Source organism: Streptomyces sp. NPDC029044, from assembly GCF_040637495.1.
Taxonomy (GTDB): Bacteria; Actinomycetota; Actinomycetes; order Streptomycetales; family Streptomycetaceae; genus Streptomyces.
The window spans coordinates 21,036-31,837 of record NZ_JBEZWN010000077.1 but is presented as its reverse complement, the minus strand read 5'-3'; the positions used below and the strand labels follow the sequence as shown (position 1 = coordinate 31,837).

The window sequence follows — 10,802 nt, the reverse complement described above, 5'->3', positions numbered from 1 at the left end:
CGGTGGCCGGCTTGTCACCGGCCACCTTCACCGACGGTGCCGCGATACCGAATTCAGCCACGAGCCCACTCCAACCAGCGCTTGGTGACGGCCGACTCGTTCTTCAGCCACCAGTCGATGTCCGTGTCGAAACCCTTGTCGTAGTACTTCGGCGCACCGGCGAGCGCGTTGCGCTCGTCCTCCGTGAGCTTGGCGTAGGCCAGCGGGGACGACGGGTTCGACGGGAAGGCCTTCGCCAGGGCGGCCTGGCTCTCCGCGCGCAGCGAGAAGTCCATCAGCTTGTAGGCGTTGTCCGCATTGGCGGCGCCCTTGGCGATGGCATAGCCCTGGAACTGGCGGCGCATGCCGTTGAGCTGCCTGGTGACCGGGACGCCCTGCTTCTCCAGGTCGGCGATACGGCCGTCCCACACGGTGGACATCGTCACTTCCTGGCGGCTGAGCAGCACACCGGGCAGCGGGCCGCTGTCCCAGAACTTCTTGATGTCGCCCCGCAGCCGCGTCAGCACCTTGAAGGCACGGTCCACATCCAGCGGATACAGCTTGTCCATCGGGACGCCGTCGGCCAGCAGCGCGAACTCCAGCTCCGGCAGGTCACCGTCCGGGTTGCACATCGAACGGCCGCCCTGGAACGCCTTGATGTCCCAGAAGTCGGCCCACGACTCCGGCTTCCTACCGCCGAATGCGTCCGTCCGGTAGGCCATACAGGCACCGTAGAAGCTGTTGCCGACGGCATGGTCGGTGACCTGGGCCTCGGGGATCTTCGCGCTCTTCACGCTCTTGATCCGGTCGAGGTCCAGTTTCTCCAGGGCGTCCTGCTTGACGTACTTGGTGTGCGACATCATCGAGTTGTTGATCAGGTCGCACTGCGGCCGGCCCTGCTTGATCTGCGCCAGCAGCGGCGCGTCGTCCAGGTTCAACACCTTCACCTGGATGCCGGTCTCCTGCGTGAACGGCGTGTAGATCGCCTTCTGCAGCGCAGCACCATAGGAACCGCCACTGTCACGGACGACCACCGTCTTGCCGCCCTTACCGCCACTGCCGGCGCTGGTCCGGCTGGTACCGGTACCGCATGCGGAGAGGGTGGTCGCGGCGGCGACACCCGCAGTGACCCCGCCTATTCCTCGCAGGAACAGTCTGCGGTCTATTCGGGCATCTTTCATCGTGTGCCTCCTGGGTGGCGCTGGCCGTGGGAAGGGGAACGGCTGGGGACGTGGGAAGGGGGGTGGCTGGGAGGGAGGTCTAGGGGCGGGGATCCGCCTCGTCCGACCCGGTGCCCAGACCGGGAGGCCGGAGGGTGTCGGCCCGCGCGGCCGTGTCGGGGTCCCACGGGACGGCCAGGGCGGCCAGTTCCTTGCCGGGGGCGACGGTGAGGCCGTGCATGCCGTAGAAGATCCGGCCGTCGGCCGGGGCGTGGACGGTGTGCTCGGTGCCGTCGGTCGGGTCGATGATGCGGCCGAGGAGGTCGCCCTCGGCGACTTCGCCGATGACGTCGGCGTCGAAGGAGAACTCCGGGTACCACAGGCCGGTGGCCTCGGCGGTGGCGCCGCCGGACCAGACCCACTCGCGGATCGGTTCCGGAGCGGAGCCGTCCTGGTCGAGGACGCCGAGATGGCGAAGTGCCTTCAGCAGGCCGTCGACACGGCGGAGGGCGGTGGCCTCGTCCCGCTGGCCGAGCTGGCCCACCTCGACGAGGACCGCCGAGATGTTCCGGCGAGCGGCGGCCGCGTGGCTGTTGCCGCCCTCGGGCGTCAGCCCGAGGATGACGTCCTGGATGCCGAAGGAGCCTGCCAGTTCGGCCGTCGCCTTGTCCAGGTCGGGGTCACCGGTGCGGCGGTAGCCGACGAAGTCCCGCAGGACCTGGTCGATGCCGCCGCAGTGCAGGTCGATGTAGACGTCGGCGCCGTCGATGAGGTGGTCGAAGAGCCAGGCGGCCAGCCGTTCGGTGGGGCCGCCGGCCGGGTCACCGGGGAAGACACGGTTGAGGTTGACGCCGTCGACCGGGGAGACGTTGAGCCGGCCCTGGTACACGGCCGGAGGGTTGGCGACCGGACAGACGATCACCTGCCCGCTCACCTCTGCGGGCTCCAGCAGGTCCGCCAGGCGCACGGCGGCTTCGACGGGCGTGAACTCGCCGCCGTGCACACCGGCGGTGATGACGACGCGGGGACCGGTGCGGACTCCGTTGACCAGGATCACCGGGATGTCCGCGGTGAGGGTGCCGAGATCGGCCTGGAGGGTGCCGCGGGCCTTGGTGCCGGGCCCGGCCGCCAGAGAGCCGACGGAAAGGGGGGTGTTCTGCACGGTCATGCCTCCGTACGGCCGATGGTGGAGAGGAAGTCGATGGGCTGGGGCGAGGCGCCGTCCAGCGCGAGGTCGGCGGCGATGTCGCCGAAGGCGGGCGAGAGCTTGAAGCCGTGGCCGGAGAAGCCGGCGAGGAGGATGACGTTCTCGGCGCCGGGCAGCGGGCCCACCAGGGGGCGGCTGCTCTCGGTGTAGCCCTCCATGTACACGGAGAGGCGGGTGGGGTCCGGGTGCAGGTCGGGCAGGTACCGCCCGATCAGCTCGGAGAAGATCTCCAGCTCGTCGGGCCGCACGGTGCGGTCCAGCTGGTTGGGGTCGTCGGCGAGCCGGTGCAGCGGGCGGGACAGTCCGAGCTTGACCGAGATGCCGTCCGGGGAGGGCAGGCCGTAGCAGTGGGTGGGTGCGGTGCGGATGAACGCCGGGCGCTCCTCGCCGAACCAGGCGTCGGGGGCGGTGGGTACGTACCAGGCGCTGACGAGGCGGCGGACCTCCACCTCCCAGGGCAGCTCGGGCAGCAGGTCGTTGACCCAGGGACCGGGCGTGACGACAGCCGAGTCGAAGCGCTCGCTGCCGGAGTCGGTGCGGATCTCCACGCCGCCCGCCACGGGGACGATCTCGCGGACCGTGCTGTAGCGGTGGATCACGGCGCCCAGCTGCTCGGCGCGGCGGGCGGCGGTCTGGATCGTCAGCTCCGGGCGGATGAACCCGGCGCGGCGGTCGAGTACGGCCGCGTCGCCGTCCTCGATGCGGTACTGCGGGAAGCGCTTGGCCAGCGTCTCGGCGTCCAGTACCTCGTGGTCGAGGTCGTGCTCGGCGATGGACTCGAGGACGGTGGCCATCTGCTGTTGCTCGGTCGGCCCCATGAGCAGGCACCCGGTCAGGCGGCGCAGCTCGCGGCCGGTCTCCTGCTGGAGCTGCTCCCACAGGGCGTCGGCGTGCTTGAGGAGTGGAACGTACCGGGAGTCCTCGAAATGGGCGCTGCGGAAGATCCGGGACTCGCCGCCGCCGGCACTGCGGTCGTGGCCGGGTGCGTAGCGGTCGTATCCGACGACGTCGGCGCCGCGGGCCGCCAGCCGCCAGGCGGCCTGGCTGCCCATCGTTCCGACGCCGATGACCGCGACGCGCTTCCTGGCAGCTGACACAGGGCTTTCCTTTCGTATCGCCGAGGCGCATGCTGAGCCATCGACGTGAGGCTGTTCGATTCGAGAGGGTTTGGGCGGGAGCCAGGCCCTCCTCGTGGACCTGCGGCTGACAACCGCCACGTCTCGCAGTCCGGCTCATTCCGGGGGTCTTCCCGAGGCCGTGCCACTATGTGGAATGCTGTGCTAGAATCTGGCACAGAGAATGACAGTGGCTTCAGGGAGGAGTCAAGAGGGTGTCCAGCAGAAATTTCGAGGATTAACGGGGGGAAACCGGATGGAAATGAAGAGCGTCACCAGGTCGCTCAGGATCCTGGAGGCGGTCGCCCAGCATCAGCCCGTGACTCTAGGGGAGTTGACGAAGCTCTTCGGGCTGCCGAAGTCCACGGTGCAGCGCACGTTGGTCACACTGGCGGAAGCCGGCTGGCTGCGCGCCAACCGCAAGGACACCACCCGCTGGGAGATCGGCGCCCGCGTCCTGGCCGTACGCCCCGCCGCACTACAGGGCTCCAGCCTGTTCGCCGCCGCCCGTGAACCCATGGTTCGCCTTCGGGACGCGGTGAACGAGACCATCCACCTGTCGGTGCCGGACGCCCTGCAATGCATGGTCGTGGTGGACCGCGTCGACTGCGACCACGCGGTACGGACCTTCCACACGATCGGCGACACCTCTCCCCTGCACGCCACGGCCGTCGGGCGCGCCGTCCTCGCGCACCTTCCGGGGCGAGACGTGGACGACCTCGTCGCAGCGGGGCTGGAGCGGTTCAGCGACACGACCCCCGTCGAGCCCGACGAGCTGCGTGCCGAGCTGGACCGGATCCGCGCCGACGGCTACGCGGTCAACCGCAACCAGTACCGGCCGGGTGTCTGCGCCGTCGCCGCCGCCGTGCTCGACGAGGACGGCACGCCCCTGGCAGCCGTGGCCGTCTCCATGCCCGAGGCGCGGTACGACGGGGAGCGGACGCCGAAGTGGGGCCGCCTCGTCGCCGACACCGCCACGGAGATCTCGCAGCGCCGCCTGGGCGCCTGAACGACAGACGACCCGCAAACCGTCGACCGGGGGCCGGCTCACACGCTTCAGCGTGCGAGCCGGCCCTCAGCCTTGTGTCACGGCAGCCGCCGCCCTGCGTCCGGCGGGGGAAGCCGGACACAGGGCGGCCGCACCACGCGGCACGGCAGGCCTGGTCAAAGCCCTGCCGCTGTCCATCGCCGCGGGGTAATCGGGACCCCGGCACACCTCAGGTCCGGCCCGCTGAACGACCGAACCCGATCACGTTCCACATGGTGGCACGATATGCTGGAATCCGGCACAGATCATGACCTTGACTCCGTGCCGGAGTCAAGAGGAACGAGAACCAAGGACCACAGGCCTGAGGGGGCATCGAATGGAAATGAAGAGCGTCACCAGGTCGCTCCGGGTTCTGGAGGCAGTCGCCCGGCATCAACCCGTTACCGTCGGGGAGTTGACCAAAATCTTCGGGCTGCCGAAGTCCACTTTGCAGCGCACGCTGGTCACCCTCAACGAGGCGGGCTGGCTGCGGGCGAACCGCAAGGACACCACCCGCTGGGAGGTCGGCGCCCGCGTCCTGGCCGTACGCCCCGCCGCACTACAGGGCTCCAGCCTGTTCGCCGCCGCCCGTGAACCCATGATCCGGCTCCGCGACGCGCTGAACGAGACCATCCACCTGTCGGTACCGGACGCCCTGCACAGCATGGTCGTCGTCGACCGCGTGGACTGCGACCACGCCGTACGCACCTTCCACGCCATCGGCGACACCTCACCCCTGCACGCCACCGCCGCCGGGAACGCCGTCCTCGCCCATCTGGACAGGTCCGAGATAGACGAGGTCGCCGCGGGGACGCTGGAGGGGTACGGCGAGGAGACCATCACCGACCCCGCGCAACTGCGCGCGGAACTGAGCCGCGTGAGAGAACGTGGCTACGCCGTCAACCACAACCAGTACCTCCAGGGTGTCTGCGCGATCGCGGCACCGGTGCTCGACGGCGAGGGCACCCCTCTGGCCGCCCTGTCCGCCTCCCTGCCCGACTCCCGCTTCGACCCCGACCGCCTGCCCGAGCTGGGCCGGCTGGTCTCCGAGACTGCTGCGGAGATCACCGCCCGGCACCTGGCCTGACGACGGATCCGGCGTCACTTCACGATCACGTAGATCTTCCGCACGGTTTCGATGGTCCTCCAGACACCGACGAAGCCCGGCTTCATGACAAAGCTGTCACCCGCCTCGTAGACCACCGGCTCGCCGCCTTCCGGCGTGAGTTCGACGATGCCGGCGAGGATGTGGCAGAACTCGAAGGTCTCCCCCTTGATCGAGCGCGTTTCGCCGGGCGTCGCCTCCCAGACTCCCGTATGGATCATCTCCCCGCGGGCGATGTCCTGGGGCCAGGTCATGAACGTGGGATCGCCGGAGACCAGACGTTCCGGGAGCGGGCCGGATCTGTGCGGCGCGAAGGAGGGATCGGTGTCGATGGTCTTCAGGAACGACATGTCTTCTTCCTGTCTTGGGCTTGAGAAGAGGATTGCTCGAGTCGCGGGTTGCCGAGGCCACCGCGAGGAGAGGTCACGGACGTCCCTCATGCCCGGCGGCGTTGCGCCGGGCACGGCTGAGATCCGTTACGGTGCGCGCTGAGGAGCCGGTCAGGGCATGTCCGCCGTCAGCCCACGGGCACCGCGAGGTACTGGTACTCCAGGAACTCGTCGATCCCCACCCGGCCGCCCTCGCGGCCCAGCCCCGACTGCTTGACGCCGCCGAAGGGTGCGGCCGGGTTGGACACGAGACCCGTGTTCAGCCCCACCATGCCCACCTCCAGCCGCTCGCTCACCCGCAGGGCACGGTCGAGGCCCTCGGTGAAGACGTAACCGACCAGGCCCCAGGGGGTGTCGTTGGCACGGCGGATCACCTCGTCCTCGTCGTCGAAGGTGAGGATCGCCGCGACCGGGCCGAAGATCTCCGTGTCCATCAGGCGGCTGCCGGGATCGACATCGGCCAGCACGGTCGGCGGGTAGAAGCAGCCGGGGCCTTCGGGTGTATTGCCCCCTACGAGCACCTGCGCTCCGCGCTCCACCGCGTCGGCGACGAGTTCCTCCACCTTGGCGCGTCCCCTCCGGTCGATCAGGGGGCCGACGTCGACGCCGTCCCGGGTGCCCGGACCGACGACCAGCGCGCCCATCCGCCCGGCCAGACGCCGCCCGAACTCCTCAGCCACCGAGCGGTGCACGAAGAAGCGGTTGGCGGCCGTGCACGCCTCGCCCATGTTGCGCATCTTGGCGACCATCGCGCCGTCGACGGCCTTGTCCAGGTCGGCATCCTCGAATACGACGAACGGCGCGTTGCCGCCCAGCTCCATCGAGGTCCGTACGACCGCCTCCGCGCTCTGGGCGAGGAGCAGCTGTCCGACGGCCGTGGAGCCGGTGAACGAAAGCTTGCGAATCCGCCCGCCGCGCAGGAGCGGTTCGCACACCTCCCCCGCACGGGAGGTGGGGACGACGTTCAGCACGCCGTCCGGCAGCCCTGCCTCCTTGAGGATCGCGGCGAGGGCAAGGCTGGAGAGAGGGGTCTGCGGGGCCGGCTTGAGCACCATCGTGCAGCCGGCGGCTACCGCCGGGCCGATCTTGCGGGTGCCCATCGCCAGCGGGAAGTTCCACGGCGTGATCAGCAGGCAGGGGCCGACCGGGCGGCGGGAGAGCAGCATGCGGTTGCGGCCGTCCGGCAAGGTGGCGTGGCCACCGTCGATACGCACGGCCTCCTCGGAGAACCAGCGGAAGAACTCCGCCGCGTACGCCACTTCTCCCCTGGCCTCGGCGAGCGGCTTGCCCATCTCGGAGGTCATCAGACGGGCGAGCTCGTCGGTGCGCTCGATGATGATCTCGTAGGCGCGGCGCAGGATCTCGCTGCGCACCCGGGGCGCCGTACGCGCCCACTCCTCCTGCGCCTGCACGGCTGCTTCCTCGGCGAGCTTCGCGTCCTTGGGACCGGCGTCGGCGACGTGGCACAGGATCTCACCGGTGGCAGGGTCGTCGACGGGCATGGTGACACCGTCCGCGGCGTCCACCCAGGCACCACCGATGAACAACTGCGTTGGTGTGTCGGTCATGAGTCATCTCCTGGTTGTCCGGGTCGGTCGGCGGCGGGGTCGAGCAGTCCCGCGACGTGCATGAGGCGCGGCTGCCCCGGTCTTCGGCGAGGTGGTCGGTCCGGGCGGCGCAGCTGGAGCCGTCGACCACGAGGACCGCCGGTCCATGCGGGTCCACGTCGCCGAGACGTGGTTGCGGCGCGAGGTCCGCGACGGCCATCGAGGTGCCCCGAGCATCTCGGGGGAGCCGGGCCGCACCAACGCGCGATCTGTCCGGCCGGGAGGTGACATCCGGACGTTGTGTCAGCCTCACCGGGGGCACGCGTGGTATCGATCACTCACGGCCCGAGGTCATTGGCAGACCTGCCTGCTTGCTGGACGGGATCCCGCCGGCCCGATCGTCACGGCGTGGAGAACAGCCCCGGCCCCGGGGGCGTCGGGCCGTCGGCCCGGACGCCGTTGGTGACCCGCAGGAACTCCAGCTTTTCCGCGTCGGTGGAACCCGCGGCCACCGTGTAGACGACGAGGCGGATGTCGCAGCCCGGGACGGTGAGCACGTCGCAGTCGCAGACCACCTCACCCACCTGGGGGTGTACGACGGTCTTGCGGGCCGAGACGTGCGGGCCGACCGTGCCCTCGTCCCACAGGCGGGCGAACTCCGCGCTGGTGGAACGCAGTTCCTCCACGAGGTCGGTCAGGCCGCGGTCGCGGGGGTAGTCGATGAGAGCGGTGCGCAAGTCGGCGACGAGGGCGGGTTTCAGGGCGTTGTCGTCCTGGAGGACGGGCCAGGACGCGAGCCGGCCGGGCCCTGTGGCGAAGACCGCCCGTGCCAGGTTGCGCTCGTCGTGTGTCCGTGCACCGGGGTCGCCCATCAGGACTGGCCAAGCCGGGCTCCAGGACAGCAAAGTCCAGTCGGCACTGAACACGCCCACGGGGAACTCCCCGAGCCGGGACAGCATCCGTTGGACCCCGGCCGGCACATGCGTGGAGACCGTCCCCTCCTGGGGAGGCAGGAGGCCGGCCAGCCGGTAGGCGTGATCGCGCTCCATGGGCCGCAGTTGCAGGGCCCTGGTCAGGCTCGCGACGACCTGTGCCGAAGGGCTTGTGGCGCGTCCCTGTTCCAGGCGGACCACGTAGTCGACCGACAGTCCGGCGAGTTCGGCCAGTTCCTCGCGGCGCAGCCCCACCGCACGTCGCCCGGGCCGTGAGGACAGTCCGACGTCGGCGGGAGAAAGGCGGTCGCGCCAGCGGTGCAGTGCCGTGCCCAGGGTCTCGTCCACTCGGCCATTGTGTCCGCCGGGCCGTCGTCGTGCCTGGTACTGGCCGTCCTACCGTCACGGAGAGCACTGGCCGGCCTCTCGCCACGGGCCGAGAGTGGACGCATGACGATCACATTCATCACAGGAGCCAACAAGTCCCTCGGGTACGAGACCGCCCGCCGGTTGGTCGAGGCCGGCCACACCGTCCTCATCGGCGCTCGTGATCCGGAGCGCGGCCGGGCGGCCGCCGACGCACTCGGGGCCCGCTTCGTCCGGATCGACGTGACCGACGAGGCATCGGTGGCCGCTGCCGCCGCCCAGATCGAGGCGCGCGAGGGCGGCATCGACGTCCTGATCAACAACGCGGGTGTCTTCGGAACGCACAACCCCGCCGACCAGATCACAGCCGCTGATGCCGGCGAGGTGTTCGACGTCAATGTCGTGGGGATCGTCCGGGTCACACACGCGTTCCTGCCGCTGCTGCGCAAGTCCGCGCACCCGGTCATCGTCAATGTGTCGAGCGGCATGGGGTCGTTCGCGGCCACCCACGACGCCGAGCGCGTCGAGTCGAGGAACCTCGCGCCGCTCTACACGGCGTCGAAGGCCGCGGTGACCATGCTGACCACGCAGTACGCGAAGTCCTGGCCGGACATGAAGGTGAACGCGGCCGACCCGGGCTACACAGCGACCGACTTCAACGGGCACAGCGGCCCGCAGACCGTGACCGAGGGCACCGACGCGATCGTCGAACTGGCCACCATCGGGCCGGACGGGCCGACCGGAACCTTCCGCGACCGCCACGGTGTGATGGCCTGGTGATCCACCTCTGAATGCGGGGCTTCCTCCCGCTCGACACCGCCGCCGCTCAACGGGCAGGCACAGCCGAGTGTCGGGTGGCGGTCGGGAGAACTTCCGGGCGCACGCGCGGCCGCGAGATCCCGAGTCGATTCCACGGAGCGAGCGAACGGGGTCGGCAGATTGAGGCGGCCATCGTTGCCGGGGTACGGCATTGGTGGTGCACTGCGCCCGTGCCAGGCTGAGGAGCATGGGGTGGACATTCAAGTTGCACGGCGCTGTCGCGGCGGTGCTGGGCGCCGCGCTGTTGGTACTGACAGCGCTCACCTGGCTGCCGGGAACCCTGCCGCTGCCCGGGGCGAGGTGGTCGATGGCAGTGGTTGGCGTGCTGCTGTTCCCGATCTTCGTATCGGCGCTCGTGCGTGTGTTCCTGACGCGCGCGGACCGCCACTCCGTTCTGCTCGCCTTCCGGTGTCTTCCCGGCAGGGTCCAGATCGGCCTTGCGGCAGCATGCGTGTCGGGTGTCGTGATGATGGTCTTCAGTACCGCAGGCGAGGCCAACCAGCAGTCCGCTGAGGTGAGGGAAGGTCGGTACTTCGTCTTTGACACCACTCCGCATTCGCGTGGCACGGTCGAGGTCTCCCGGAGCCAGTACCAGACCGTTCTGGAGAGCGATCAGCGCAGCATGCTCGCGATCCCCGGAATGCTGTTCATCGGGGCTGCGTATCTCGTTCTGGCGGCCGGAGAGCTGCGCCGAACGGATCGAATAGTCAAACCGTCGTGACCGGGTGGGGAATCGACCGGTGGGCTCCCGCCGCGTTGCAGTGCCAACTGGTCCTCGCCACCCTCGGCCCGCTCACCACGGCCCGCGGCGGCGCCCAGCCCCTCCCGGGCACCGTCACCGCCTCCTTCGACTCCGGCCGTGTGGCTGCCGAGGCGTTAGATGTCCGCTGAACGGATCTCAGGCTCCGGATAACGGTCCGGTATCGCTCGCTGGCATTTTCGACCGTAACTGCAAGTCATGTGACTTGAGTCACTAAAGACCTGGCAAAGACCGTGGTAGAACTGCGCAACTCCGCAGGTGGAACCGCTCGACACCACAGCGCGGAGCGGTCGGCATGCACCGGCAGCACGACCCGGGTGATCACCATCCGCATCCAAGGAAGGCTCACCCAGCGTCGCCGATCGGACAACGGCGTTCGTTCAGAGACCGCACATC

10 protein-coding genes and 1 pseudogene are annotated in these 10,802 nt (G+C 69.5%); 5 read left to right on the top strand and 6 right to left on the bottom strand.

Translation table 11 applies throughout. From position 1 onward, the window contains the following. Positions 1-53: 53 nt before the first annotated feature. The 3 genes from AB0E85_RS35170 to solA all read right to left on the bottom strand — a co-directional run bounded on the left by AB0E85_RS35170 (position 54) and on the right by solA (position 3,443). Complete coding sequence (locus AB0E85_RS35170) at positions 54-1,160, bottom strand: ABC transporter substrate-binding protein (protein ID WP_361936150.1); 1,107 nt, start codon at positions 1,158-1,160, stop codon at positions 54-56. A gap of 79 nt (positions 1,161-1,239) precedes the next feature. After that, positions 1,240-2,307, bottom strand: coding sequence for a succinylglutamate desuccinylase/aspartoacylase family protein (locus AB0E85_RS35165; RefSeq protein WP_361936147.1), 1,068 nt, complete (start codon positions 2,305-2,307; stop codon positions 1,240-1,242). Beyond that, the gene (gene solA, locus AB0E85_RS35160) at positions 2,304-3,443 is read right to left on the bottom strand and encodes an N-methyl-L-tryptophan oxidase (protein ID WP_361936144.1); all 1,140 of its coding nucleotides are present in this window, start codon (positions 3,441-3,443) and stop codon (positions 2,304-2,306) included. Before solA ends, AB0E85_RS35165 begins: the two co-directional genes overlap by 4 nt. A gap of 280 nt (positions 3,444-3,723) precedes the next feature. On the opposite strand from solA, the gene AB0E85_RS35155 reads away from it, so the two are divergent. After that, positions 3,724-4,470 carry an IclR family transcriptional regulator gene (locus AB0E85_RS35155; protein WP_361936155.1) on the top strand — a complete coding sequence of 249 codons (747 nt, stop codon included), beginning with the start codon at positions 3,724-3,726 and terminating at the stop codon, positions 4,468-4,470. A gap of 361 nt (positions 4,471-4,831) precedes the next feature. Then, a complete protein-coding gene (locus AB0E85_RS35150) occupies positions 4,832-5,575 on the top strand; it encodes an IclR family transcriptional regulator (protein ID WP_361936153.1) in 744 nt (247 codons plus the stop codon). Between the two features lie 14 nt (positions 5,576-5,589). Here AB0E85_RS35150 and AB0E85_RS35145 read toward each other — a convergent pair whose 3' ends face one another. The 3 genes from AB0E85_RS35145 to AB0E85_RS35135 all read right to left on the bottom strand — a co-directional run bounded on the left by AB0E85_RS35145 (position 5,590) and on the right by AB0E85_RS35135 (position 8,809). Next, positions 5,590-5,943, bottom strand: a complete 354-nt coding sequence (locus tag AB0E85_RS35145) for a cupin domain-containing protein (protein WP_361936141.1) — start codon at positions 5,941-5,943, stop codon at positions 5,590-5,592. A gap of 167 nt (positions 5,944-6,110) precedes the next feature. After that, complete coding sequence (locus tag AB0E85_RS35140) at positions 6,111-7,550, bottom strand: NAD-dependent succinate-semialdehyde dehydrogenase (protein ID WP_361936138.1); 1,440 nt, start codon at positions 7,548-7,550, stop codon at positions 6,111-6,113. A 380-nt stretch (positions 7,551-7,930) separates the two neighbouring features. Then, entirely contained in the window at positions 7,931-8,809 is an 879-nt protein-coding gene (locus AB0E85_RS35135) for a helix-turn-helix transcriptional regulator (RefSeq protein ID WP_361936135.1), read from the bottom strand. A 102-nt stretch (positions 8,810-8,911) separates the two neighbouring features. Between AB0E85_RS35135 and AB0E85_RS35130 the strand changes: the two genes are divergently transcribed. From AB0E85_RS35130 to AB0E85_RS35120, 3 genes and pseudogenes are all read left to right on the top strand, one after another. Continuing rightward, positions 8,912-9,607, top strand: a complete 696-nt coding sequence (locus AB0E85_RS35130; protein ID WP_361936132.1) for an SDR family NAD(P)-dependent oxidoreductase — start codon at positions 8,912-8,914, stop codon at positions 9,605-9,607. A 226-nt stretch (positions 9,608-9,833) separates the two neighbouring features. Beyond that, entirely contained in the window at positions 9,834-10,367 is a 534-nt protein-coding gene (locus AB0E85_RS35125; RefSeq protein ID WP_361936129.1) for a hypothetical protein, read from the top strand. Between the two features lie 47 nt (positions 10,368-10,414). Continuing rightward, a pseudogene (locus AB0E85_RS35120) lies at positions 10,415-10,522 on the top strand (PucR family transcriptional regulator); the annotation flags it as partial. Positions 10,523-10,802 lie beyond the last annotated feature (280 nt).